Origin of the sequence: Bacteroides sp. B1-V-101, assembly GCF_023656585.1 — a bacterium.
Classification (GTDB): domain Bacteria; phylum Bacteroidota; class Bacteroidia; order Bacteroidales; family Bacteroidaceae; genus Bacteroides; species Bacteroides thetaiotaomicron.
On sequence record NZ_JAMOKH010000044.1, the window covers coordinates 24,712 to 50,150 of the forward strand.

At 43.3% G+C, this 25,439-nt stretch carries 23 protein-coding genes; 15 read left to right on the forward strand and 8 right to left on the reverse strand.

Features of this window, described 5'->3' with window-relative positions; all coding sequences use genetic code 11:
- Nucleotides 1-105: 105 nt before the first annotated feature.
- The 4 genes from NBH01_RS22385 to NBH01_RS22400 all read right to left on the reverse strand — a co-directional run bounded on the left by NBH01_RS22385 (nt 106) and on the right by NBH01_RS22400 (nt 6,271).
- The gene (locus tag NBH01_RS22385; RefSeq protein WP_032840962.1) at nt 106-1,956 is read right to left on the reverse strand and encodes a right-handed parallel beta-helix repeat-containing protein; all 1,851 of its coding nucleotides are present in this window, start codon (nt 1,954-1,956) and stop codon (nt 106-108) included.
- Nucleotides 1,957-2,725: 769 nt separating this feature from the next.
- A complete protein-coding gene (locus NBH01_RS22390; protein WP_008760630.1) occupies nt 2,726-3,208 on the reverse strand; it encodes a DUF456 domain-containing protein in 483 nt (160 codons plus the stop codon).
- A gap of 77 nt (nt 3,209-3,285) precedes the next feature.
- Entirely contained in the window at nt 3,286-4,728 is a 1,443-nt protein-coding gene (locus tag NBH01_RS22395) for a vWA domain-containing protein (protein WP_008766136.1), read from the reverse strand.
- Nucleotides 4,718-6,271: an AAA family ATPase gene (locus NBH01_RS22400; protein WP_250700314.1), complete on the reverse strand. Its 1,554-nt coding sequence runs from the start codon at nt 6,269-6,271 to the stop codon at nt 4,718-4,720. The genes NBH01_RS22395 and NBH01_RS22400 overlap by 11 nt, the downstream gene beginning before the upstream one ends.
- 292 nt (nt 6,272-6,563) lie before the next feature.
- Here NBH01_RS22400 and NBH01_RS22405 point away from each other — a divergent pair, with 292 nt between their 5' ends.
- The 15 genes from NBH01_RS22405 (at nt 6,564) to NBH01_RS22475 (ending at nt 18,096) form a co-directional block, all read left to right on the forward strand.
- Nucleotides 6,564-6,845 (forward strand): tetratricopeptide repeat protein, encoded by a 282-nt coding sequence (locus NBH01_RS22405; protein ID WP_008766138.1) that lies wholly within the window; start codon nt 6,564-6,566, stop codon nt 6,843-6,845.
- A gap of 34 nt (nt 6,846-6,879) precedes the next feature.
- The gene (locus tag NBH01_RS22410; RefSeq protein ID WP_008760626.1) at nt 6,880-7,107 is read left to right on the forward strand and encodes a 4Fe-4S dicluster domain-containing protein; all 228 of its coding nucleotides are present in this window, start codon (nt 6,880-6,882) and stop codon (nt 7,105-7,107) included.
- A 12-nt stretch (nt 7,108-7,119) separates the two neighbouring features.
- On the forward strand, nt 7,120-8,202 hold the full coding sequence (locus tag NBH01_RS22415; protein WP_008760625.1) for a 3-methyl-2-oxobutanoate dehydrogenase subunit VorB: 1,083 nt from the start codon (nt 7,120-7,122) through the stop codon (nt 8,200-8,202).
- Between the two features lie 10 nt (nt 8,203-8,212).
- Nucleotides 8,213-8,389: a hypothetical protein gene (locus NBH01_RS22420; RefSeq protein WP_008760624.1), complete on the forward strand. Its 177-nt coding sequence runs from the start codon at nt 8,213-8,215 to the stop codon at nt 8,387-8,389.
- A gap of 12 nt (nt 8,390-8,401) precedes the next feature.
- Entirely contained in the window at nt 8,402-9,166 is a 765-nt protein-coding gene (locus NBH01_RS22425) for a thiamine pyrophosphate-dependent enzyme (protein ID WP_008760623.1), read from the forward strand.
- A gap of 19 nt (nt 9,167-9,185) precedes the next feature.
- Entirely contained in the window at nt 9,186-9,728 is a 543-nt protein-coding gene (locus NBH01_RS22430) for a 2-oxoacid:ferredoxin oxidoreductase subunit gamma family protein (RefSeq protein WP_008760622.1), read from the forward strand.
- A 120-nt stretch (nt 9,729-9,848) separates the two neighbouring features.
- Nucleotides 9,849-11,891, forward strand: coding sequence for a putative porin (locus NBH01_RS22435; protein WP_008760621.1), 2,043 nt, complete (start codon nt 9,849-9,851; stop codon nt 11,889-11,891).
- 17 nt (nt 11,892-11,908) lie between these two features.
- Entirely contained in the window at nt 11,909-12,748 is an 840-nt protein-coding gene (locus NBH01_RS22440; RefSeq protein ID WP_008766141.1) for a transporter substrate-binding domain-containing protein, read from the forward strand.
- 442 nt (nt 12,749-13,190) lie between these two features.
- Entirely contained in the window at nt 13,191-13,712 is a 522-nt protein-coding gene (locus NBH01_RS22445; protein WP_008760619.1) for a GFO_1088 family ECF-type sigma factor, read from the forward strand.
- A complete protein-coding gene (locus tag NBH01_RS22450; protein ID WP_008760618.1) occupies nt 13,709-14,170 on the forward strand; it encodes a PG0215 family putative anti-sigma factor in 462 nt (153 codons plus the stop codon). Before NBH01_RS22445 ends, NBH01_RS22450 begins: the two co-directional genes overlap by 4 nt.
- A gap of 23 nt (nt 14,171-14,193) precedes the next feature.
- The gene (locus tag NBH01_RS22455) at nt 14,194-14,640 is read left to right on the forward strand and encodes a DUF6108 family protein (protein WP_032813845.1); all 447 of its coding nucleotides are present in this window, start codon (nt 14,194-14,196) and stop codon (nt 14,638-14,640) included.
- 23 nt (nt 14,641-14,663) lie between these two features.
- A complete protein-coding gene (locus tag NBH01_RS22460) occupies nt 14,664-15,566 on the forward strand; it encodes a hypothetical protein (RefSeq protein ID WP_143919921.1) in 903 nt (300 codons plus the stop codon).
- 113 nt (nt 15,567-15,679) lie between these two features.
- The gene (locus NBH01_RS22465; protein ID WP_250700315.1) at nt 15,680-16,666 is read left to right on the forward strand and encodes a Gfo/Idh/MocA family protein; all 987 of its coding nucleotides are present in this window, start codon (nt 15,680-15,682) and stop codon (nt 16,664-16,666) included.
- Between the two features lie 121 nt (nt 16,667-16,787).
- The gene (locus tag NBH01_RS22470; protein WP_008760614.1) at nt 16,788-17,258 is read left to right on the forward strand and encodes a nucleoside deaminase; all 471 of its coding nucleotides are present in this window, start codon (nt 16,788-16,790) and stop codon (nt 17,256-17,258) included.
- A gap of 37 nt (nt 17,259-17,295) precedes the next feature.
- Nucleotides 17,296-18,096: a fimbrillin family protein gene (locus tag NBH01_RS22475; protein WP_143919922.1), complete on the forward strand. Its 801-nt coding sequence runs from the start codon at nt 17,296-17,298 to the stop codon at nt 18,094-18,096.
- 143 nt (nt 18,097-18,239) lie between these two features.
- Here the strand turns inward: NBH01_RS22475 and NBH01_RS22480 are convergent, their stop codons facing one another.
- The 4 genes from NBH01_RS22480 to NBH01_RS26735 form a co-directional block, all read right to left on the reverse strand.
- On the reverse strand, nt 18,240-19,841 hold the full coding sequence (locus NBH01_RS22480; RefSeq protein WP_143920258.1) for a SusD/RagB family nutrient-binding outer membrane lipoprotein: 1,602 nt from the start codon (nt 19,839-19,841) through the stop codon (nt 18,240-18,242).
- Nucleotides 19,842-19,860: 19 nt separating this feature from the next.
- The gene (locus NBH01_RS22485) at nt 19,861-23,049 is read right to left on the reverse strand and encodes a SusC/RagA family TonB-linked outer membrane protein (protein WP_055229361.1); all 3,189 of its coding nucleotides are present in this window, start codon (nt 23,047-23,049) and stop codon (nt 19,861-19,863) included.
- Nucleotides 23,050-23,397: 348 nt separating this feature from the next.
- The gene (locus tag NBH01_RS22490; protein WP_055229362.1) at nt 23,398-25,089 is read right to left on the reverse strand and encodes an MAC/perforin domain-containing protein; all 1,692 of its coding nucleotides are present in this window, start codon (nt 25,087-25,089) and stop codon (nt 23,398-23,400) included.
- Between the two features lie 25 nt (nt 25,090-25,114).
- Entirely contained in the window at nt 25,115-25,366 is a 252-nt protein-coding gene (locus NBH01_RS26735) for a DUF3244 domain-containing protein (protein ID WP_352230659.1), read from the reverse strand.
- Between the last annotated feature and the right edge of the window lie 73 nt (nt 25,367-25,439).

The window sequence follows — 25,439 nt, forward strand, 5'->3', positions numbered from 1 at the left end:
TTAGTTTTATCTTTATTTATCTATACTCATGCAGACTTCACAAGTCTCTATGGCCCCACTTTTTGCACAGCCCGACACTGCGATAGGCTCAGTGTCGGACTGTACTTACTCCGGTTTTATCCTTCCGGCCTTATTCTTAATGCTTTCTGTCACTTGTGGTCCGTTATTTTTCCATACATTCCGATTGCCGGGACGATTCGAGTCGAAACGTTCAGTCGGACACCAGTTGTTTTCAATCGTATATCCGTCCGTAGCTTCATCCAAATAAATATAAAAGGCCCTGTCATTGGTGGCGTAAGGTGCTTCTTCGAGATGTTCGATCCGATTATTCCGCATCACGGAGCCCGGTTGGTTGGAAAGCGTATAAAGTCCTCCGGCATCATACAGACGACGGGCAAAGTGATGTACGTAGTTGGCTTCTATCCGGTTGTTTTTCATTCCGCTTTCCAGCGATGTCCACCCCCAGCCGACACAAATACCCGAATAATTCAAGTGACAGACTTCATTATGGGAAATGTCGATACCGCTGACGTATCCCGCACCGATCCCCACGCACCCCCAGTCTTCATTGGTCACATCGGTGATCAGATTATTTTTAATGGTAATGTCCGTGCATAGGTTACGTTCTTCCGGAGGGATGAAAGGCACATGCGTCTCAAAACCTCCGTCGGGGAATGCACCAATCAGTATGCCTGTACCGCCGATATCCGAAAAGACACAATTCTCTATGCCGGAAGATGAAACAGCCCATTCATAATCCAGTCCGGTAGATGCCAGATGCCGGAACCTGCAGCGACTGAACGTAAGATGCTCAGTACCCCGTACACGTATTGCCGTTTCGGGGCGTGCAATCCACGCCTGGTTCTCCAGTTCCGCTTTCTCCGGAAGTCCCGGTTCATGCAGTTTATAAGCATCCAGCAGAGGAAAACCTCCTTGCAAAGTGACATGTCCCTGATAGGAAGGACGCATCCATGAAGTATGGGCAAAGGTGATTCCTTCCACTCGAATATGCCGCACCGGGCGTTCCAATGTGCCGTCTACAATCATCAATGTTTCCAGAGCAGGAACGATCACTTCGGCAGTCTCCATATCTTCTTCCGAGCGGGGATAATAGTAGATTGTCCCCGACGGATATTCCTGAAACCACTCTCCGGGTTGGTCCAGCAGTTCCAGAGCATTCGTCAGGCAAAAGGAAGAGTTGCCTTTCTCTCCCCCGATGACGGGCTGAGGCCACGGATGGGCAAACTCCAGATGACTCTCCGGTTCGTGAAAGCGAATGACGGCCTGTTCTCCCCTAACGTCTATACTCTTCACACGCAGAATGGCAATCGCCCAACGTTGATGAACTATCATTTCCAGTCGACGGGCATTGAGGAGGTTTCCGATCTGAGAAGCAGGGATTATTATCGTCTGTTCTTCCGGATTGAAATCAATCATCCGTTCCATCACTCCATCAGGAAACTGTGCCGCTCGCTGGGCCTTGTTGCCGTCTACCCACATCTGGCGGGTTTCTACGATTCTATTTCCAAAGGATGGCGCCTTTGCCACCCATATTTTTGATCTTAATTCCTTTGTAATCCGAGGATCATCACATCCCTTCTTCCATCCGGTCACTGCCACTCCGCCACTGATGACAGGATGCGCATTCTCCACCGCACGGATGAGTGTCGGAGAATCGGGCGTGCCGCTATCCTCCGGTCGGATAAACAAAGGAGCGGACTGTGCATAAACCCCGTCTTCCAAACAGATACAAATTCCTCCGGCCGCCTCGGGACGATTCAGCCTTCTCCATTCACGAGCCTGCTTGATGGCGCGATTCAAGGTAAGATAAGGAGCTTCTTTGGTACCTGCATTCCTGTCACTCCCATGCGGAGAAACATAAACCTCGCCTGCGACGAGAACGGAAAATAAACCTAAAGAAGCCATAAAAAGAAGAACAACGATTGTCTTTTTCATGGTACAAACTCAATGTGCTATTATAGTTAGGACGGGCATACATCAATTTAGTACTCGAATAGGATGAAAATAATAAAAATGCCATTGCTACAATTGGAGTACTTTCAGTATTCAGACTATTCAGTTTTACTCGCAAACGACTTGATAGAAGGGGATAGCGGCTGAAGGCACTATTTTGTACCCTGTCTTTAGGAGCTTCTAAACGGTGCAAGTGGCTTCAGTCCTTTCATCCTCAATAATAAATCCATAGTTAATTGGTTATAGCTCTTTGCATGCAAGTTGTAGCTACTCCGCATGCGAGGTGAATTTTATAAGCTCGGCGCTAAACGTCACTCAGTACCGAGGCGAAGGGTACTCAACACCGAGGGTAAGATTGGTGGGATACCGGCTTACTTCAAATCAATAAACTAACCAATAGTTCAGATAAAAAACAGAAGGTCTGTTTACCTCAAACAGAGCCTGTGTTTATTCCAAACAGAACCTTTGTTTGAGATAAACACAGGCTCTATTAAGTCAGTAACTACCGACGTTCGAATGGATTATTTTTCAGGCTGAAGGGACTGAAGCCACTTGCACCGTTCAGAAGCTCCTAAAGACAGGGTATAAAATGCCCCCTTCAGCCGCTATCCCCTTCTGACTGGGCATTTGCGGACAAGGCTGAAAGGACTGAATACGGAATGTCGTTTCTTTGTTGGCGAGGTCGAGTTTTGCCCCTTTTTGTTCCGAAAAGAAGCAAAAACTTATAATTCAAATCCGTACAAAACGAATTCTATGATCGAATAAACCCGACTATAAACTGATAACAGAAATAGCCACAAACTACAAATTTCAGGAATGTTCCCAGTAGAAATCCAATCAATGATCCTACCCCCGATCTAAGTGCTTGAGAAAACTCTTTATTCCCTAGCAATTCGCCAATAACTGCTCCCAAGAACGGACCGAAAATCACTCCCCAAGGCAGGAAAAGAAGGCCGATAAGGGTCCCGATGATACATCCCCAATTGCCCCATCTGCTACCACCGCTATACTTGCTGCCAAGCATAGGGGTGAAGTAGTCCAAGACTTGCACGACAAGAACAATCAGCAGCCATACAATAAGTTGTGTGGTAGTGTATTGAACCTTATCCGTAAAATGAAGAAGGACCAATCCCAAATAAGCAACGGGAGGACCGGGTAGAAAGGGAAGAATACATCCCATCAGTCCGGTAATGAGGCATAACACACCTAGTATAATCAGAATAATATCTAACATCGTTTTATTGCATTTGAAAGATGTACTTTATATCCGGTGGCAATTTAAGCAAATAAACCGAATCCTCCAAAAAACAATCAGTAACGTCGGGAAGGAGTATAATCAATTCTATAAATACGGTCGAAGAAAGGACTCCATTCATTCTCCGCAATCCCAAGTTGCAGACCGTAGAAATGCGTATCCACTTTTCTATATTCCAGCATCTTGTCAGTCAGTTCCGGCACGGATAAAGGTATCTTAAAATCACTGATCCATAACACATCCGCATTCATATACTCCTTTTTTGACTGAAGCAACCGGAAGATAGCTTGCAGCATTCGGGTAGCATCCGTATCTCCACAAGAGGTGGTGGAGAAAAATTCAAGCAGCCGCGCCCTCTCTCTCCGCACATCAATCGGATTGATGGATACAGAAAAGGCAATAAGGAAACAGTCCCGACGTTGCCTGTCAGCTATTTCCAATATTTTAATCAGCAGCGAATATGCAATCTTTTCCGGTTTCCCGACCATACTTCCGGAAGTGTCCAGACAGACTATCATCGGTCCTTTCTGCGTAGCAGGCTTTATTTCCAGTCGCCGTGCCGGTTGCATGATCTCGGATTTATAGCGGAAGGTCTGAAGTTTTCGGGTAACATATTTATAGACAAACAAGTCTTCCAGCTCATCATCGGCACAATGCGCCAGTTCTGTAGGAAGCAATGCGTTCAGGTCATTCCCTACTGTGATACCCAAAATGTCACTTTTAGAAGAATGCTCCATCTTATATACATTCCCCTGCGCGACATGTAGCTGCTCCTGTCCTTCATCGTCAGCCATACGCCCCATCTTATTGGCAACCTTGACCACTTCCGGATATTCTTTCTGAATGCGGACGATTTTGCGTATCCGCTCAAAATCCACCGTATTCCACATACCGCTCATCAAGCCCCAAGCCTGATAGAACTCGTCTTTCTCTATGTTATTTTGCCGGATATATCCGGGGATATTCCTGAGATTGGCATGAAGTCTGCGTTCGAAATCATCTTTGCGCTGTTCTATCTCCTTTTCCTTTTGCTCCTGCAAATCCCGTTGGAAAGCCTCTTTCCAGTCGTCCACCATCCTCTCCCAGACTTCCTCATCCGCATATTTCCCTTCATTGCCGAACTGCCCCTGATAAAATGCCTTGTCGAAACCATTACCTTCATGTTTGTCGGCAACCTCCTGTAGTAAAGCCTGCCACCCGTCTTTCCGCTTGGTCTCGGACCATTCCAGCACAAGTTCCATTCCTTGCTGTTCCGACTGGCTTTTCTGCATATTGTACTTTTGCTTTTCCAGATTCAGACGGATAAACTGGCTCATTGCATCGTAAAAGATTCGGGCACAAAGTTCATCACTCAGGACTTGTATCTTTATCATCGGATCGTTCATGACGGAAAGCAGGTAAGCGTACAGCGGTTCGTTATCCGCCTCCGCACACTCTCCGGTCGCTACATACTTATCCAGCACCTGCACATAAAATGCAGCATCATATCTAAGACTCATCGCCGTATCTCAGTTTACGGACATCCACACGTGCCCATGCAATCTCTTTACGAAGGGTCGCCACATATTGTGCCACCCCTTTTTTATCTTCTTCGGAAATAAAAATATTCTCAGACAAGTCTTTTACTAATTTCTCAATCCGGCCATGGGCTGTCTCCAACTCCGTCTCATAATCCCGGTCGGTGAGAGTCATATTGCCCAGCCACAACTGCTGTTGCTCTCCCCTCTTCAGCCGACGCATCGGAAAGCGGACACCATTGATATAAAGATTCTTCTCATCCCTGTAAAGTGTCACCCTTTCGGCACCTTGTTCCTTCATTTTGGTGGCATCCGAAAAAGTACGTATAATCGTTCGCTTCGGATTCAGCGGATCGGCATACATGACTCCTGTTGCAGGAACATCCTTCGGACTGTATTCTTTCAGATTCTTATAATCCACAATAAATATGTAGGTATTTCCCGTACCATGATTCTCTATCTGATAGTAGAAATGATCGATGATCATCAAATCATCGTCTCTGCGGTCACCTTTCTGACGGGCTTTCTCCAATGCTTCACACACGCGGCTCACTTTCAGGTCCGACTTTAATGATAAGTTGATAGCGGCTATCTCCTTCACATAAGGAACAAACAGCGCACGGACAACGATCTGCCGGATATCCGCACACTCTTCCGGTTCATTCCACAAGCAGTGGTAAACAGGTAATAAATCTGTCAGACAGACTTCCTTCCGACCATGAATGAAAGCAGAAGCTTTCAGCAGCTTCACGATATTCTTCCAGCGACGGTCACTCACATAGACATTCCGATGTACTTCCGAGCCTTGAATCTCGACTTTCTCCAGGTTCTTACGGATTTCTGTGATGCAGGACAGGACTTCGGCAGATACCTTGATCTGCCGTATCTCTTTCTGCCATCCGGCATATTCCTCATCCGAAATCTGCCACCGACATGCTTCCTGTTCTTCTTCGTCATCATCGTCCAGCAACATTTGATAGAACGCTTCCTCCTGTTTCACGCAAGTGCTGATAATGCGAATCAAGAAACGGTCCCACAAGGCTTCCAGTCCTTCGCCCTGCGTAGGCAGTTCATTACTGGCAGCCACCAGCAGCTTCAACGGAAGTTTCAGTTCCGTATCTCCATTCCGAAACAGCTTTTCATTGATGACCGTCAGCAACGTATTCTGAATAGCCGGACCGGCTTTCCATATTTCATCCAGAAACACGACATCCGCTGTAGGCAGATACCCGTCCACAGCACGCTCGTATTTATCCGATTCCTTCAGACGGCTGATGCTCACCGGACCAAAGATCTCATCAGGTGTGGAGAAACGAGACATCAGGTATTCAAATGCCCTTGCATCTACAAAAGCTCTCTTCAACCGACGGGCCACCATCGACTTTGCCACCCCAGGAGGTCCCAGCAACAAAATACTTTCGCCCGCCAAAGCAGCCAGCAAAGACAAACCGATTTCAGCCTCTTTCTCATATACCCCCCTGTTCATTTCGGACAGCAGCAACTGTATACGTTCTTTTATTTCCATATTATTCTTTGATTCTGCACATAAATAAAGATGTTATTCACCTTACCGCCTATGCATTGTTTGCAGATAAACGGCTTACAAATATACGGTTTTACCTGTCATTAACATAAATACATCTTCTCTAATTCTGTCTTTTATACTCAAGAATTATCTTAAGGCATATTTAATATTGATTATTTATTCACCCAATATGCAATAAAAACAAAAGGAGGTAAATTTCCTTTCTCATTTTCCCCCATTTACATAAATAAAAACTATCTTTGCGATTCAGAATCCCGAAAGACGAAAGAAAATGGAGCAAATAGACAACCTAAAAGAGCTTATCAATCAAGGGGATGTGGACATAGCAATCAAGCAACTGGACCAACTTCTCCAAGACGATTCTGTCGAGAAAGATAAAGATATGCTCTACTATTTACGGGGAAATGCCTACCGAAAAAAAGGAGATTGGAAGCAGGCGCTGGATAACTACCAGTATGCTATCGATCTTAATCCCGACAGCCCCGCTGTTCAAGCCAGAACAATGGCGATAGATATCCTGAATTTCTACCACAAAGATATGTATAATCAATAACCGAATTCAAAGATAACGTAATAAAATAGAGATTATGGCAAAAATTAAAGGAGCAATCGTAGTCGACACGGAGCGTTGCAAAGGATGCAACCTATGTGTAGTAGCGTGTCCGCTCGATGTAATCGCCCTCAACAAAGAGGTGAATATGAAAGGCTATAACTATGCCTGGCAAGTAAAAGAAGATACCTGCAACGGATGCAGCTCGTGTGCAATGGTTTGTCCCGACGGATGTATCTCAGTGTATAAAGTAAAAGTAGAATAAAAGAAAAAGAATATGGCAGAAGAAGTTGTATTAATGAAAGGAAACGAAGCCATCGCCCACGCAGCTATCCGTTGCGGTGCGGACGGATACTTCGGATATCCTATTACTCCCCAATCGGAAGTACTGGAAACGCTTGCCGAACTGAAACCGTGGGAAACAACCGGCATGGTAGTTCTCCAGGCAGAAAGTGAAGTGGCAGCTATCAATATGGTATATGGAGGCGCAGGTAGTGGAAAGATGGTATTGACCTCTTCCTCAAGTCCCGGCGTGAGTCTGAAACAGGAAGGTATCTCCTACATCGCAGGTGCCGAACTTCCTTGTCTGATTGTAAACGTAATGCGCGGCGGCCCCGGATTGGGAACCATCCAGCCGAGTCAGGCGGACTACTTCCAGACAGTGAAAGGAGGCGGTCACGGTGACTACAGACTGATTGCCCTTGCTCCGGCATCCGTACAGGAAATGGCGGATTTCGTTGCACTCGGATTCGAACTTGCTTTCAAATACCGTAATCCGGCTATCATCCTTGCCGATGGTGTAATCGGACAGATGATGGAAAAAGTAGTTCTTCCTGCACAGAAGCCACGCCGCACCGATGCAGAAGTTATCGAACAATGTCCGTGGGCTGCTACCGGAAAAGCGAAAGGTCGTAAACCGAATATTATTACTTCACTCGAACTGAAGCCGGAAGCAATGGAAATCAACAACATCCGTTTCCAGGCTAAATACAAACAGATTGAGGAAAACGAAGTACGCTTCGAAGAAATCAACTGCGAAGATGCAGAATATCTGATCATAGCTTTCGGTTCCATGGCACGTATCGGTCAGAAAGCAATGGAACTCGCCCGCGAAAAAGGAATCAAAGTAGGTATTCTTCGCCCCATCACTTTGTGGCCGTTCCCGACCAAAGCCATTGCCGCTTACGCTGACAAAGTGAAAGGTATGCTCGTTACAGAATTGAATGCCGGACAGATGATTGAAGATGTCCGCCTGGCTGTCAATGGTAAAGTAAAAGTAGAACATTTCGGACGTCTCGGCGGTATTGTTCCCGATCCGGATGAAATTGTAACTGCTCTGGAAGAAAAAATAATCAAATAACGAAACGACGATGAATCCCGATAAAATAAGAAACGTATTGAACATCCTTTTCATGATATTGGCACTTGCCGCTATCATTGTCTACTTTGTAGTAGGAAAGGAAGATTTTAAAATGTTTATCTACGTATGCGGCGCGGCAATCTTTGTCAAGCTGATGGAGTTTTTTATACGGTTCACCAACAGATAAGGAGAAGAAGTTATGACTAAAGAAGAAATAATCAAACCTGAGAATCTGGTTTATAAAAAACCGACTCTGATGAATGATAATGCCATGCACTACTGCCCGGGTTGCAGTCACGGCGTGGTACACAAGCTCGTTGCCGAAGTCATTGAGGAAATGGGCATGGAAGAAAAAACGGTGGGAGTCTCTCCGGTAGGATGCGCAGTTTTCGCCTACAACTATCTGGATATAGACTGGCAGGAAGCCGCTCACGGACGTGCACCTGCAGTAGCTACGGCTATCAAACGCTTATGGCCCGACCGTCTCGTTTTCACTTATCAGGGTGACGGTGACTTGGCCTGTATCGGTACCGCCGAAACAATCCACGCACTGAACCGTGGCGAAAACATTACCATTATCTTTATCAATAACGCTATCTACGGTATGACCGGCGGACAAATGGCTCCGACGACTCTGGTAGGCATGAAGAGTTCTACTTGTCCTTACGGACGTGATGTCGAACTACACGGCTATCCATTGAAGATTACCGAGATTGCCGCCCAACTGGAAGGAACTGCTTATGTTACGCGTCAGTCGGTACAATCAGTGCCCGCCATCCGCAAAGCCAAGAAAGCAATACGCAAGGCATTCGAAAATTCGATGAACGGCAAAGGTTCCAATCTGGTAGAAATCGTATCAACTTGTAGCTCCGGCTGGAAGATGACTCCGGAAAAATCAAATAAATGGATGGAAGAACATATGTTCCCATTCTATCCGCTGGGTGATTTAAAAGATAAAGAATAACGCAAAAGTCAACAGAACAATGAAAGAAGAAATAATTATTGCTGGATTCGGTGGACAAGGCGTATTGTCCATGGGTAAAATCCTTGCTTATTCCGGACTGATGGAAGGAAAAGAAGTGAGCTGGATGCCGGCATACGGTCCTGAACAACGAGGCGGAACAGCCAATGTGACAGTGATTGTCAGCGATGACAAAATCTCTTCACCGATCCTGAGTAAATATGATACGGCGATCATACTGAACCAGCCTTCACTGGAAAAGTTTGAAAGCAGAGTAAAGCCGGGCGGTATCCTGATCTATGACGGATATGGGATTATCAACCCTCCTACCCGCAAGGATATCAAAGTATATCGCATCGACGCAATGGATGCTGCCAACGAAATGAATAATGCGAAAGCCTTCAATATGATCGTACTTGGCGGTTTACTGCAACTCCGTCCTATCGTAACTCTGGAAAACGTCATCAAAGGATTGAAGAAAACTCTTCCGGAACGCCATCACCACTTGATTCCTATGAACGAGGAAGCGATCAAAAAAGGAATGGAATTAATCCACGAAGTTTAATAAATTAAGAGTTTAAAATTGAGAATTGAGAATTATTTGCTAGATAATAGCGCGATGCAACATAATTTTCAATTCTCAATTCTCAATTCTCAATTTAAGTAAGTATCTTTGCCTCCAATTATGAGACGAATCTTACTATTATATATATTATTCTCCGTTGTAGGACTGAGTGCTATCCATGCACAGCTCAACCCTGCCCGCCAACAAATCGACGAGAACGGACGCGACCAATATGGTAATCAGGTAGACCCTGCCATGATTCCGGACAAACTGGATAGTGCCAATGTTGAAGTACAGGGATTGCCACCTACACTCTACATGTGGCGCATTAAAAATCAATTGGGCGACCGGACAATGATTCCGGCAGATACAACTTATCATCACTTTCAGAATACAAATCTTACAGAAGGAATCACCGGACATTATAATTATCTGGCCAACCTAGGTTCACCGCGTCTGTCGCGTATCTTCTTTGAGCGTCGTTATCCGGAGCCAACCATCTTTATGGAGCCTTTCTCCAGCTTTTTCATTCGCCCGACGGAATTTAACTTTACGAATAGTAATGTTCCTTATACTAACCTGACCTATCACAAGGCCGGAAATAAGCAAAATGGAGAAGAACGTTTCAAATCTTATTTTTCAGTCAATGTAAACAAGAAGCTGGCTTTCGGCTTTAATATTGATTATCTGTATGGCCGAGGCTACTATAATAATCAAAATACTTCTTATTTTAATGCCGCGCTTTTCGGTAGTTACATTGGCGACCGCTATCAGGTGCAGGGAATCTATAGCAACAACTATCTGAAAACGAATGAGAACGGTGGTATCACTGACGACCGATACATTACCGCACCGGAAGAAATGGCAGAAGGAAGAAAAGAATATGAATCTGTCAATATCCCTACCGTACTCAATGCCAGTGCCAACCGTAACCATGACTTCTATGTCTTTCTGACACAACGCTATAATCTGGGATTCCACCGGGATATTCCACAGGCAGAAAATGATACGATGCCTGCCAAACAGGAATTTGTTCCGGTCACCAGCTTTATACATACCATTCAGGTAGAACGTTCGCGCCATAATTTCCGTTCGGATGATAATGTAGAAAACTATTACAAGCAAACTCTCCTTGATAAAGAGAATACATTCGTCAGAGACAGTACTGTCTATATCGGAGTCAAGAATACCATAGGTATTGCTTTGCTCGAAGGCTTCAACAAATATGCAAAAGCAGGGTTGACAGCCTTTGCCTCACATAAGCTGAGCAAATATTCATTAATGAGCCTAGACCCGCTAAAGCAGGATAAATACAATGAGACAGAAATCTATATCGGTGGCGAACTGACTAAAAAACAGGGAAACTTTCTTCATTATCACGCAATCGGTGAAGTGGGAATGGCAGGAAAGGCTATCGGACAGTTTGATGTCAAAGGAGATATCGACTTAAACATCCCTTTATGGAAAGATACCGTCAGTGTGATTGCACGCGGAGAAATCAGTAATAAACTTGCTCCATTCTACATGCGTCATTACCACTCCAAACATTTTTGGTGGGATGATGATATGGATAAGGAATTCCGCACCCGTATCGAAGGCGAGCTGAGCATAGCTAATTGGGGGACCCGCTTAAGAGCCGGCGTTGAAAATATAAAGAACTATACTTATTTCAACCAGCAGGCATTACCGGAACAAAAAGGTGGTAGCTTGCAAGTAGTATCAGCTTGCTTCAATCAGGATTTCAAAGTGGGAATCTTCCATCTGGACAATGAAGTGATCTGGCAGAAATCCAGTGATCAGGCTGTACTTCCATTGCCGGAACTTTCGCTGTATCATAACTTCTATATGCAGTTCAAACTGGCGAAAAAAGTATTGAGTGTACAATTAGGTGCTGATGTACGTTACTTCACTAAATATGATGCTCCGGCCTATATGCCTGCTACACAGCAGTTCTACCTGCAACCGGAAGAAGGTAAAGTAGAGATAGGCGGTTATCCGATAGTGAATGTTTATGCTAACTTACATTTGAAACGTACCCGTTTCTATGTGATGATGTATCACGTCAATCAGGGAATGAGCAAACCTAATTACTTCCTGGCACCTCATTACCCCATTAACCCACGTGTGCTGAAATTCGGACTTTCATGGAACTTCTATGATTAACAAAACCTCTATGGCTTATGAAAACGCGCCCGAAATTGAGACTATTCAGATATCTGTTGCCGGTAGTCATTGTATTGGCACTTATCTTCTCTGTCCGCTATTGCGGTAAACAAGAAAAACCTCTGGGGCATCCGCGTGATTACGCAGCCATCGCCAAAGAAGGCATCCTGCATGTAGCCACCGAATATAATTCAATCAGTTTTTATGTAGACAGTGACACTGTCTCCGGATTCCATTATGAACTGATAGAAGCGTTCGCACGTGACAAGGGGCTGAAAACTGAAATCACTCCTGTCATGAGCTTCGACGAACGGCTGAGAGGATTAAGCGACGGACGCTACGATGTCATAGCATACGGAATACTGGCAACCAGCGAACTGAAAGATTCTCTGCTTCTCACCTCCCCCATCATACTCAACAAGCAGGTGCTGGTGCAACGAAAAGCGAACGGGGAGAATGATTCACTTTATATCCGAAACCAATTGGACCTTGCCCAAAAGACACTTCATGTGGTAAAAGGCTCGCCTTCTATTCTACGTATTCAGAATCTGGGAAATGAAATCGGAGATACTATTTATATAAAGGAAATAGAGAAATACGGTTCAGAGCAGTTGATTTCGTTAGTTGCTCATGGAGATATCGATTATGCCGTCTGTGATGAAAGCATTGCCCGTGCAGTGGCAGATTCATTGCCTCAGGTAGATATCAATACCGCAATCAGTTTTACTCAATTCTACTCATGGGCAGTCAGCAAGCAATCACCCGCATTGCTCGATAGTTTGAATACATGGCTGGATAAATTCCAAAAAGAAAAAGAGTATCAAAAGATTTACCGGAAATACTATGGTGATAAATAGATAAAAAATAATACGCCGAAGACTTGACTTTCGCATTTGAATGTCGTATCTTTGTCAACGTAATCATAAAGTAGTTTCAGTTAAACTACACGTAAAGGAGGGAATCACAGTTCCCTCCTTTCTTTTTGTTACAATGAATGAAAATCAGCCTTTTTCCCAGCTTTTTGCTCATTTTACCCCCGAGCTTAGTCCGTTTTACCTCGTTTGTTACCATACTTAACATAGTATCTTATGACTAATTAGATGCTTTGTTATGATTAATCAGATGCTTTGTTATCCATAAACCGATGCTTTGTTCTCCCAAAACAGAAGCTCTGTTTCCGGACAGCTCCCAAGAGTTAACAATCAATAAAGTTGCTCTTGACAAAAATTTGCTCTACTTTTGAAAAAAATTTCCTTTTCGATGTCACGTTTTTAATCCGCCACCGTCTTATCAGTGTAAATGGAACTGAAACAATTTAAAATAACCGTTGTACCCCTTCGAGACAAGCTGCTGAACTACGCCCGAAGGATGACAGATGATCCTTCGGATGCGGAAGATGCCGTACAGGAAGTCATGCTGAAGCTGTGGAATCTGCGCCAGAAGCTAGACGAGTACAGAAGTATCGAAGCCGTAGCCATGACCATGACGCATCATCTCTGCATGGATATGTGGCGTGCCAAACGACCGGACACTCTATCACTCGACCGTGTACAGGCTCCCACCCCTTCGGCTACTCCGGAGCGACTGCTGGAAGAGAAAGATGAGTTCAGATTGATGCGGGAAATTATCGACTCCCTGCCTACGCTGCAACGAACGATTATCCGCATGAAAGACATCGAAGAGTACGAGACGGAAGAGATTGCCGAAATCACCGGCTGCAACGCAGAAGCCATCCGCAGTAATCTGTCGAGGGCCCGCAAGAAAGTAAGGGAAGTCTATTTGCAAACGATACAAGAACGAAAAAGGAGGAACAAAGCATGAAAGATATAGAAACCTTGCTAAACAAATATTTCGAAGGAGAAACCACTTGCGAAGAAGAACGCAGACTACGACGTTTCTTTGCCGAAGGGCTCGTACCGGAACATCTGGAGGTATATCGCCCGATGTTCGCTTTCTTCGAAGCGGAACAGAAGGAACTTGCGGAAATCTCCGGTAAAGGTAATGCCGCCGAGATGCCGGAACTCGCCCCATTCGAGAAAAAGACAAAAACGGTCAGACAGTATCTGACTTACAGTCTCAGTGCTGCCGCTGCCGCCATCCTGCTACTGGTGGGCATCTCCGGTATCTACCGTCATCTATCCCCTGCACCGGCCAACTATGTGATCATTGACGGTAAGGAATATACGGACGTTCATTTAATCCGTGAACAGGCGATGGTCGCCTTTCGTGACGTCAGCCTCAGCGAGGAGGAAGTATTCGCTACTTTATTTGATGAATAATATAAAAACAGCATATAATTATGATGAATAAAATCATTCGTACCACACTAATCACCCTGTTACTTACATTCGCCGCCCATGCGGCCGCCCAACAGGGACTACAGATTGCCACCGTCTTCCAGAAGTACGGAAAGCAAAAAGGGGTAACTATGGTAGAGCTATCCAATGAAATGCTGGAAACTTACCAGATGACTCTTTATAAAAGTCTTGTTTTCAAGGATGCCAGCGATGCACTACCTACGATTCTCCGTTGCCTGGAAGCCGACAAGAAGAAAGCAAAGAAGGTGAAAGAAGTGGTTTCCAACGGGCAAATCAAGTCCGGCTATTACCAACTTCCCCAGCTTAAGGAAGATGTGAACCGCTTTATCCTCTTCAAAACCGGAAAGAAAGATTCGGCTACCCTTATCTATATTGAAGGAGAACTAGATGCCGACGACCTGATCACCATGTTATTCATGAAGAAAGAATAAAAAACAGATAAAGAAATACGAATATGAAAAAACTATTATTACTATGGCTCATGATAGCTCCAATGAGCGGCATGGCACAAAATGAAAGTACACCGCAGGATACAACACTTTACGTCAACGGACGAAAGATCGTAATCAAGGAACAAGGCGACAAGATTAAAGTGAAACTCTACGAAAGCGCATCCGGCGGAGATACGATAACAAACGCGCAAATCTTCGAAGGAGTCTACCTGAACGGGCAGAGTACGGAAAGCCGTACCGTGCTGAGCGCTCTCCCCTTCTCGAAGAAAAACAACAAGAGAAACAGGTTCGAGCCACATGCCGGCGGATTCTACATCGGCTACACCCGACTGTCCAATGACTTCCTCTCATTCAATCCGTCGAACGGTGCCGACCTCAACACCAGTCATTCATGGGAGATAGGCGGCAATCTGTTTACCGGTTCGCACGCCTTTGCACCTACCTATAACTGGGGGATCACCATCGGACTAGGATGGGGATACCGCAGTATGCGCCTGGACGGCAATTATGCTTTTCGTGAAATAGACGGAGTGACTGAAATTTACTCCGGCATGGAGGCAGAAGAACCTACAGAGTACAGCAAAAGCCGTCTGCGCTATTTCTACTTCCGCATTCCGCTCTCCATCGAATGGCAAACACGGATCAACGGCAAAGGTCCTTTGTTTTTTGCTGTAGGTCCCGAAGCCGAAATACGTCACGGATTCAGATCCAAAGCCAAAGTCAATGGATCGAAGAAGACGATTGACAAGGGACTGAACGGGCGCCCGCTAGGTATCAACTTACTTGCACAAGCCGGTTATGCAGATTTAGGAGTGTATATGCGTTACTCCACCTACGGCCTCTTTGAGAAGAACAAAGGTCCCGAACTTTATCCGTTCTCTTTCGGTGTATGCTGGTACTGGTAAAGTAAATACTCAGACCCTTGCCTATTTCTGACAGTTAACAATCAATAAAGTTGTTCTTAATAAAAAATAGCTTTATCTTTGGGAGTTGTTAAAACAAGCACAATAGGTATATTATGAGTGAAAAGATGATTAAATGGGGCTTCATCGGCTGCGGAGAAGTAACCAAAACCAAAAGTGGCCCCGCCTTTCAAAAGGTAGAACATTCTGAAGTAGTAGCTGTAATGAGCCGCGACGGCGCCAAAGCAAAGGCTTATGCAAAAGAAAGAGGAATCAGAAAATGGTATGATGACGCTCAGGAACTGATAGACGATCCGGAAGTAAATGCCATTTATATCGCCACTCCTCCTTCTTCACACGCTACATACGCCATTATGGCTATGAAAGCAGGCAAGCCTGCCTATATTGAAAAACCAATGGCTGTCACTTATGAGGAGTGTACACGTATCAACCGTATTTCTAAGGAAACGGATGTTCCCTGTTTCGTCGCATATTACCGCCGCTATCTCCCCTACTTTCAGAAAGTGAAAGAAATGGTAGAGAACGGTTCTATCGGTAATGTCATCAACGTACAAGTCCGCTTTGCACAGCCGCCACGTGATTTGGATTACAACCGTGAAAATCTTCCTTGGCGTGTACAGGCTGATATTGCCGGTGGCGGTTACTTCTATGACCTCGCCCCGCATCAGATCGACTTGCTGCAAGATATGTTCGGCTGCATCCTCGAAGCCAGCGGATATAAGAGCAATCGTGGAGGGCTTTATCCTGCCGAAGATACGCTGAGCGCCTGCTTCCAGTTCGACAACGGATTGGTCGGCAGTGGTTCATGGTGCTTTGTTGCCCATGATTCCGCCCGCGAAGACCGCATCGAAATTATCGGAGATAAAGGTATGATCTGCTTCTCTGTCTTTACGTACGAGCCGATTGGTCTGCACACCGAACGCGGCCGGGAGGAAATCTGTATCGGTAACCCTGAGCATGTTCAACAACCTCTTATTCAGGCAGTAGTAGATCATCTGCTCGGTAAGTCAGTCTGCTCATGCGACGGAGAAAGTGCTACCTTGACTAACTGGGTAATGGACAAAATATTAGGGAAGCTCTAAGATAAAGCTCCCTCGTTTGTTTCTTAAAATAATTTAATCACTATATTCTATCGTTAGTTTTCTTTATATTTGCGAAAGGTAGCAATAAAAGCAAAACTAACGATATTTATTTTTTATAACTATGACCAAAGAAGAACTAATGAGGAAAGCAATAGAGCTTTCGAAGGAAAATGTTGCTAATGGTGGAGGCCCGTTCGGAGCTGTCATTGCAACAAAAGAAGGAGAAATTATAGCTACAGGAGTCAACAGAGTAACCTCTTCATGTGATCCCACTGCTCATGCCGAAGTTAGTGCCATACGTGCCGCAGCCGCGAAACTGGGAACATTCAACCTCAGCGGATACGAAATCTATACTTCATGCGAACCTTGCCCGATGTGTCTGGGTGCCATCTATTGGGCACGACTGGACAAAATGTATTATGGGAACAACAAGACAGATGCCAAAAACATCGGTTTTGACGATTCCTTTATTTACGATGAGCTGGCTCTAAAACCTGCCGACAGAAAACTTCCCTCGGAAGTATTATTGCACAACGAAGCCATTACAGCCTTTGAAGCCTGGATGTCCAAAGAAGACAAAGTAGAATATTAGCATCTAATCTCACTTAAACTCACTAATACTTAGTAAAATGAAAAGAAAAAACTTTTTGATTCTTCTAGCCGCAGGATGTTTGTTCAGTTGTCAGCAACAGGATGAACTGCAAGAAACAAGTAAAGAAGCAACCAACTTCTCTATCTCTATCGACGACGCTCTCTCTGACCCGCTCACCCGTACCAGCAATGATCTGTTCCCTGCCAGAAATAGCATCACTACAGGAGAAGTTATCTCCATGGCTGCCTCCGGTCAGGACTATACTCCGTTTATTGTTGGCAAAGACAGCCGCGCATGGAACGAAATAGGAACTGCCACAGGCACAGTAACCTTCTACGCCCACTATCCGGCATTGACAGACGAAGCCGCTACCAGATCAGGCGGTAACAAACGCTATTTAAAAGGAGGTCAGGAGCACTTGTTCGGAACAGCGGAAGCAGCTCCGGGCAGCCAGAATGTATCACTGAAATTCAAACGAATGACCGTGCCGGTTATTATACTTGATGAGAACGATCGTCCGTATGAAGGCGAAGCTAAAGTTGAGCTCAGCCTGAAAAACGAAGGTACGCAGGATTTATTGAACGGTACCATAGAAATCAACGAAAATGCGCTGTCAGAGAATATCGAAGTAAAGAAAGTATCCGAAGGCGTTACTACCAATGTTCTCCCGCAAAAGATCAATGCTGGAGAGGAAATAGGAACGATCACTGTCGGAGGAGTCACTCAGAAGATCAGTGCAGTGGAAGATCTTGATTTAAAAGCCGGAAGCACACTTTCTGTCAGATTATCAAAAAGATTCGGAGGTATTATTGATGGCAATGTTCCATTGTACAGATAAGAAGATTGCACTTAAAGGCAATCTTGCAGATTATATAAATAAAAGAACGGGATTCATGATGAATCCCGTTTTTTATTTATACCTAAAAACTATATAAGGCCGGTCATCAGCTCCTAGGAACCGACCGACTTATTTATAGCGTATTATTTTTTATCCCACCATACACGTGATGTCATCTTATCACCGTCGCTGAGTCTCTTTACTGCATCGTTGTAATTAACAGGATTAGCCGTTATCTCGCTTGCCGGATAAATGAAACGACGAGGAATCTCTCCATTTGTCACATTGTTAGGATAGCTGGCTGCATTTCGAGACGGGGTTAATTTAGGATATCCGGTACGACGCCAATTTGCAAAAGCTTCATACTCATTACAGAACGTATGAATATAATATTCCGTATTAATCTGTTCCAGCGCTTTTTCCGTATCAGCATCCAATGGATTAGCATTCAGATAGGCAGTTATCGCATCATCTGTAATCGTAGCTGAGGCTTTTTCATAATAGGAGAATTGTTTCATGGCAGCAGTTACTCCATCTCTATAAAATTTTTCTGCATCTCCTGTATAGAGTCCACGTTTCACTGCATCAGCCAATAATAACAAGTTACCGGCATGAGTGACAAGCATAGAGGGTGAATCCGGGCGTGCATAAACTGTACGGTTAGGAACAGAATATGCTTTTCTCCAATCAACCTGATAGCTTGGAGCTTTACTCAAATCCCAGTCTCCTCCTGACACATCATAACCAACTGGCATACCTTTCTGCTTAGCAGCCGCGTTGTCACCTAAATCAAAATCAGCATCTCCCCATCCCGGTTTAGGATCTCTGGTACAAACTGTAGCAATCAGAGGCAGACGAGGATCGTCCTGAAGGATGTTTATAAATGTTTCGCTGATATAGAACGCCTGAGTATCCAGACTGGAAAATACTTTTCCGTAAGGTTCGGCAGAGTCATCGCTTGGTGAACCATTGGTATGTCTGACGATCGCATTATCATCGTTGCTTACGAACAAGCCATTCGAAACCGCTTTAGCTACCCATGTTTTCGCTTTATCAGGAGCTACTTTGGTCAGGCGCATGGCTACCCGGAGCATCAGTGAGTTTGCAAATTTCTTCCATTTCGCAGCATCACCGTTATAGATAACGTCGGCAGCCCCTATCGTATTACCGGCAGAAGTGCTTAATGCAGCTTGTGCTTCATCGAGTTCTTTCAGCAGGTCATTATAGATTGCTTCTTGTGTATCATATTTAGGATACGGAATCGGATTGGTAGAATACCCCTGCCCTGCTTCAGAATAAGGAACGTCTCCATAAAGGTCAGTCATATTCTGGAACATATATGCTTTCAGAATGCGGCACATCTGATATTCATTCGCATAAGCGGGATTTCCTTCCCAATTATTCATCACATCTATAATATTGCGAATAGCTGCACGCCCACCGGAATAGAATCCTCCCCAATAAGCACCACTATACTGATCGTTCCATGTATAGAAAACTCCATACGCCCAATCTACACTAGCCGTATGCTGTATCATGTTGGCTGTGTAGATACAGCCATTACGCCACACGTCCCAGTCGGAGCCACATATCTGTGCTTCAACCTGAGTAAATTCCATTTTATAATCCACCACTCCGGGATTCAGGTTCATAGGGTCGTTATTCACATCCCCAAAGTCATTACAGCTCGTCGCTAATCCCATCAGACCAAAAGCCGTCAATATATATAAAGTAAACTTTTTCATTGTTACAGTATTTAAGATGTTAGAACTTAACATTTACATTGAATCCCACATTTCTCGTGGCAGGATATCCGTTCAATTCCAGACCTTGAGCATTACCGTTATTATAAGCTGATTCCGGATCAATATTATCCGTATGCTTCAATATAGTCCAAAGGTTACGACCGACTAAAGAAAGGGTTACCCCCTTTATAAGTGTCTGCTTATTCAACCATGCCTGCGGCAAAGTATATCCGACTGACAATTCGCGCAGTTTTATAAAACTCGCATTATAAACAAACTCTTCAGCAATATTCTGACTGGTAATAGCCTGCCAGTAATCTTGTGCAGAAACGGCTACGGTATTCTTCACATAGCCCCCTTTACCATCAGACATTACACCATTGCCCACCATTGTTCCTTTACCGTCAGCACCACGTCCCTGCAAAGTATTCTTGTGCAGACCGTTGCTGTAAAGAGACAGATTGGTTCCGGAGAACATCTTAGCTCCTGCCTTGAAGTCAATCAGGAAAGAAAGAGTTATGTTTTTGTAAGTAAACTCATTGCGCCATCCACCGGTTACCTTATAAACGCCGTTTCCTAATACCTGTACCTCGTCTGAGTGTACAGGAAGACCGTTTTCAAAAATAACTTGTCCATCCGAAGTACGTTTGTATTCATAACCTACTAATTCACCATAAGGATGTCCCAAGATATTCTGAACAGAAACACTACCTACACGTGAATTGGCTCCGTCAAGAGTAAGTCTCTTTATCTTTTCTCCCGTTCCGTCTATTCCCAGATATTTCACATCACTGCTGTTATAAGCGATATTGAATGTAGAATTCCAGTTAAAGTCCTTTGTATGAACAGGAACGGCATTCACCATTACTTCCACACCATTATTTCTGATTTCTCCGACATTCTGGATAGCTGATTCAAAACCGGAAGCACCACTGGTGGTTACCTGCACGATATCATCTTTGGTTGTTTTTACATAATATGCAGCATCCAATGACAGGCGATTATCCAAGAAAGAAAGGTTCAAACCAATTTCCCATTCGGAAATCTGAACCGGTTTCAGTCCTTTGTTAGGTACGGTTGAATTATTGATCGTTACTACAGGCTGTCCGTTCGATTGGTAATTATCCACTTTATAGGTAAGAAGATTCTGATATGCTTTGGTTCCGTTGGATGCAGCTGCATAAGATGCACGCACCTTTCCGAAAGTAAACCAGTCGGGAGTCTTGAATGTATCACTAAATACCCATGACATGCCGATAGAAGGATAGAAATAATGATTATTATCCGGGTCCAGTGTAGAGAACCAGTCATTACGTCCGGTTAAGTTTAAGAATACCTGATTCTTATAACCAAGGTCTGCAGTACCATAGATTGAATTTACCCGGTATTCTGTATATTCTTTCTTATACACATGCTTCGCAGTGTTGCTGCTTGAATAAAAATCGGGCACAAAGAATGAAGAGGCCTTATCATCCAGACCGTATTTCTTTGTAATATTTCTCTGACGATTTCCACCGAAAGTAGCACCGACACTCCAGTCTCCGAATGTCTTATTGAATCCGATCAAATAGTTCAGGTTCATTTCAGAGAAGTTCTGAGTGTATTCCTTTATATAACCGCGTGGATCTTCCGGAGAAGCGGAACCGATTGGCTTCACTTCAGAATATTCCAGATTATAACCGTCACGTGTCACAGCACCCTGAATGTATAACCAGTCAAAAATATCATACTTCAAAGTCATACCACCAGTCAGACGATTACGGTTGGTTTCATTGGTAACCCTGTACTGCAACCAATACGGATTATTGAAATAACCGTTCGTACCGCCTAGCAACTCTTTGCCGTCAGCACCGGTACCCCAGTCACAATCCGGATTTTCACGTTCCATCCAACGGATATCAAATGAATTGGCATGATAAAGAAGTGCGGCATTCGTGTTACTGTTACCATCGGACAAGTTAGAACGACCTTTATTCTTGTCGAATACGTAGTTGGCATTCACCATTAAATGAACTTTTGAAGAAATGTCATAAGTCGTATTCATATTGATACCTTGCTGACTGATGCTGGAATTGGGAAGTATCCCCTTTACCGCCATATTGGAAACACCAAAACGATAGGATATCTTATCGGAAGCACCACTTACTGCCAAAGTTGTTGTATTGTTAATCCCAGTACGATAGAAGTTCTTCCAGTTATCTACAGGAGAATAGGCATATTCGTTCCCCAAGAAGTTTACTGCTTTTTTTCCATCCATTACTTCACCCCAGCTGGATGTTTCCGTTGCTTTTGCCACATCTGCAGAAAGCGGACGGTTACCCTGAGTTCCTTGCCCGTAGACATTCTGGAAATCTCGGTAATCATAAATCACATCAAAAGCCAGGTTATTGTTGAATTCAACGGAGACCGGTTTTCCTTTCTGACCGGATTTAGTAGTAATCAAGATAGCACCGTTACCACCACGATATCCATAAAGAGCGGATGCAGCAGCACCCTTCAACACCTGAATATCTGCAATATCATCCGGATTGATACTTGACAAACCATCGCCCATATCTTTACCTCCCCATTGACCTGCACTACCGATATTAGTATTATCAAACGGAACACCGTCGATAACATAAAGCGGCTGGTTGTTTCCCGTCAAAGAAGCATTACCACGAATTACGACACGGCTACTACCACCCGGGCCAGTTGCATTTCCGGAAACAGAAACACCGGCAATCTTGCCGGAAAGTGCGTTACCAATGTTCGTTGTACGAGCTTCGGTGAAATCTTTTCCTCCTACTGTCGTTGTAGAATAGCCGAGGGACCTTTTCTGACGCTTAATACCCAAAGCTGTCACAACAACTTCATCGAGTGTCTGCGTATCTTCCTGCAAGGTAATGTCTAAAGGTTTACCCGTGAACTTCACTTCCTGTGGAGTATAACCTACATAAGAGATTTGAATCGTTGCTCCGTCAGGAACATTGGAAAGAACAAAATTACCGTCCAAGTCGGTAATTACACCATTTGTAGTACCTTTGACTACAACTGAAGCTCCAATAACCGCTTCACCTGCCTTGTCTTTTACTACACCTTTACACGTACCGTTTTGCTGTGTGACATTCACACTTGTTGCTCCATTCTCAGAGGCTGCATAGGAAATTGCTGCCGGCATGGCACACAAGAGCAACAGCACACTTACTGATTTGAGTGGTTTAAACATAATACTGCTCTTTTAAGGTTAATAAAAATAGTCTGTGTGTAGAGAGGACATCAAAATTTCATAGTTTGGTTCTGACTACGATTACAAAAATATGAAATTATTTTAAATAACAAGAAATTAAGTAGTTTTTTTTCTTTAAACAAAAAGAATAATTATATCCGCTAATAAAATTGCAATATTCGAAACAGAAACAACCTTCTTTGGCAGTAAATGAAAAGATAATAAAGAAATCCCTGGAACCGCTGTAGACACTCAGCATTCCAGGGATTATAGATTATACCCTTATTCAAACTCAGACATCTCTATCAATGGGCAAAATTTCTTCAATATATATATTAGTCATTCATCTCATCTAGGGGGAATGATTGGTAATACGTAGCAACATGTGTCTGGCCCAGATGAATAAGTGGCAAATGATAGTTTTATTGTAGACTCATCTCTCCCCCCTGTACCAGGTCTACGTGATGAACGACTATTTCTAGCACTATTATTGACTGAACTGCCAGAAGAACGACTACTTCCCGAATCTCTATCGCTTCCTGAATCCCTTCTTGAACTATTTCCAGAACCATTATTTTTATTATAATTAGCTTCATTCAAGTCTATAAAAAAATGATATGGCCTAAGCACCTTCTCATAATAACGTGAGAAGCTATAAAGTGGAATACTATTAGAAGGTTTACTATCAAGTGCATAAACATAACAAGCTATCCGTCTATATTTATAATATTCATTACCCTGCCCTAATTCATTCCAATCAGTTGTATAATAAGATTTAACCTTATCTGAGGTAGGTTTTATTTTATATAAGTATTCATATAATGGAATCGTACCGGTTGGATGTTCAGATGCAGAATATACATAGCACAATATTTTGTCATAAGTATATATACCATTGCCTTGTCCATATTCTCTATAATCAGTTGTGTAATAATAGTCTTTTACGGGCCAAAATATATCTCTAGTAGCTCCGCCTCGATCATTGACCGTATGAATTTCACCTTCATAAATATACCTATATAAGGGTATAGGATCCCCGACATCGATATAACTTTTTTCTCTTATATATTTCATTACAGCAGCTTTTAACTGTTCTTTTTTAGCAAAATCCTCTACTAACTCATAAATAGGAATAACAGTTTGGGACTCTGCATCTATTAGTTGCATATTGGTAGTATCACAACTTGATTGCCACACCGAAATATCTATAGATATTGGAGTCTGTGTGTCTGCATTTATACTCCCAACAAAAGGTTTATTAGGATTACCTCCTATTGCCCTATAAACCAGTTCTTGCTCCGTATTATCTTTCAACAATGTTTCATCAATATGACCATCCACATTTATCCCAAAAATCCCTTTAACATGATAAGAGCAGCCTGACTCAACTGTCCTTTTTTTCATAGAAGATGCAACCAAACTACGATACATAATATCTAGACGAGCACCTAATGTTATATTCGTCAAAACATGTGTTCCATAATTATTTATAATATACTCCATATCTTGAGTTTCTAAATCTTTTTTAAATTTATTCGTGAGGTATTTTGACAACATAGCATTAGGAGCAGTCATATATAATTGTTTCATTCTCATAAATAAAGAATAACCAGCTATAGAATATTTAGCAGAATAGTGTTCTGCGCTACTAAAGCTTGATTCCAAATGCCCCTTAAAAGCTGAGATAGAATCTGAATCAGAGTAGAGTTTTAAATGTACACTCAAATTCTTTGTATATTCACCCGCAGAAACTCCAGCTGTCAATCTGCCATCAGTACTAGCTATTAAATCATAATCAACCCTATCATTATAATCTTTCTTTAAAGCTACTGGATCAATAACTTGAGCTTTAGCCGATGTGTTAGTAAAATACTTCCCTGTTATATCGTAACCAAACCCAAGTAAATCATACTTTCTATCTCCACCACTTCGAGTTAAAACATCCATTTGAGAATCCTGAGTATAAACATGCTGTTCTATTATAGCATCTGAACATGCTATACATACTAACAAAAATAAGAAATAATATAGTCGTTTCATAAGAATAAATTTTAGAGTTTTTCTATTACAAAACAAAATCACCGACAAGCACTTCATCCGATAAAACAAATTCTATTTCATAATCTCCTTTATCATAACTTGATAAATCAATGCATAAAGGATACCTATCGAAAGAAACCATCTCATCATAGATTATACTTCCATTACTCTTATTAGAAATATAGACACATACATCTTGCATACTATTTTCACAAACAATATTTAAATGTAAGCCCCCGATAAAGTACCCGTATAAAAAAGAATCGCTATAGCAAATCGAACAAAGCTATAGTGATTCTGTATTTATATTCTTGTTTTTCGTTAGAGTATTATTAGAGTTCTTTGGAGTT

Bases quoted from the DNA above. Each gene is read 5' to 3' on its own strand.
- NBH01_RS22385 (WP_032840962.1), bottom strand. From the start codon at position 1,956: ATGAAAAAGACAATCGTTGTTCTTCTTTTTATGGCTTCTTTAGGTTTA.
- NBH01_RS22485 (WP_055229361.1), bottom strand. From the start codon at position 23,049: ATGTTTAAACCACTCAAATCAGTAAGTGTGCTGTTGCTCTTGTGTGCC.
- NBH01_RS22475 (WP_143919922.1), top strand. From the start codon at position 17,296: ATGAAAAGAAAAAACTTTTTGATTCTTCTAGCCGCAGGATGTTTGTTC.
- NBH01_RS22415 (WP_008760625.1), top strand. From the start codon at position 7,120: ATGGCAGAAGAAGTTGTATTAATGAAAGGAAACGAAGCCATCGCCCAC.
- NBH01_RS22440 (WP_008766141.1), top strand. From the start codon at position 11,909: ATGAAAACGCGCCCGAAATTGAGACTATTCAGATATCTGTTGCCGGTA.
- NBH01_RS22430 (WP_008760622.1), top strand. From the start codon at position 9,186: ATGAAAGAAGAAATAATTATTGCTGGATTCGGTGGACAAGGCGTATTG.
- NBH01_RS22445 (WP_008760619.1), top strand. From the start codon at position 13,191: ATGGAACTGAAACAATTTAAAATAACCGTTGTACCCCTTCGAGACAAG.
- NBH01_RS22400 (WP_250700314.1), bottom strand. From the start codon at position 6,271: ATGGAAATAAAAGAACGTATACAGTTGCTGCTGTCCGAAATGAACAGG.
- NBH01_RS22455 (WP_032813845.1), top strand. From the start codon at position 14,194: ATGAATAAAATCATTCGTACCACACTAATCACCCTGTTACTTACATTC.
- NBH01_RS22450 (WP_008760618.1), top strand. From the start codon at position 13,709: ATGAAAGATATAGAAACCTTGCTAAACAAATATTTCGAAGGAGAAACC.
- NBH01_RS22420 (WP_008760624.1), top strand. From the start codon at position 8,213: ATGAATCCCGATAAAATAAGAAACGTATTGAACATCCTTTTCATGATA.
- NBH01_RS22490 (WP_055229362.1), bottom strand. From the start codon at position 25,089: ATGAAACGACTATATTATTTCTTATTTTTGTTAGTATGTATAGCATGT.
- NBH01_RS22460 (WP_143919921.1), top strand. From the start codon at position 14,664: ATGAAAAAACTATTATTACTATGGCTCATGATAGCTCCAATGAGCGGC.
- NBH01_RS22465 (WP_250700315.1), top strand. From the start codon at position 15,680: ATGAGTGAAAAGATGATTAAATGGGGCTTCATCGGCTGCGGAGAAGTA.
- NBH01_RS22390 (WP_008760630.1), bottom strand. From the start codon at position 3,208: ATGTTAGATATTATTCTGATTATACTAGGTGTGTTATGCCTCATTACC.
- NBH01_RS22470 (WP_008760614.1), top strand. From the start codon at position 16,788: ATGACCAAAGAAGAACTAATGAGGAAAGCAATAGAGCTTTCGAAGGAA.
- NBH01_RS22405 (WP_008766138.1), top strand. From the start codon at position 6,564: ATGGAGCAAATAGACAACCTAAAAGAGCTTATCAATCAAGGGGATGTG.
- NBH01_RS22480 (WP_143920258.1), bottom strand. From the start codon at position 19,841: ATGAAAAAGTTTACTTTATATATATTGACGGCTTTTGGTCTGATGGGA.
- NBH01_RS22410 (WP_008760626.1), top strand. From the start codon at position 6,880: ATGGCAAAAATTAAAGGAGCAATCGTAGTCGACACGGAGCGTTGCAAA.
- NBH01_RS22435 (WP_008760621.1), top strand. From the start codon at position 9,849: ATGAGACGAATCTTACTATTATATATATTATTCTCCGTTGTAGGACTG.
- NBH01_RS22425 (WP_008760623.1), top strand. From the start codon at position 8,402: ATGACTAAAGAAGAAATAATCAAACCTGAGAATCTGGTTTATAAAAAA.
- NBH01_RS22395 (WP_008766136.1), bottom strand. From the start codon at position 4,728: ATGAGTCTTAGATATGATGCTGCATTTTATGTGCAGGTGCTGGATAAG.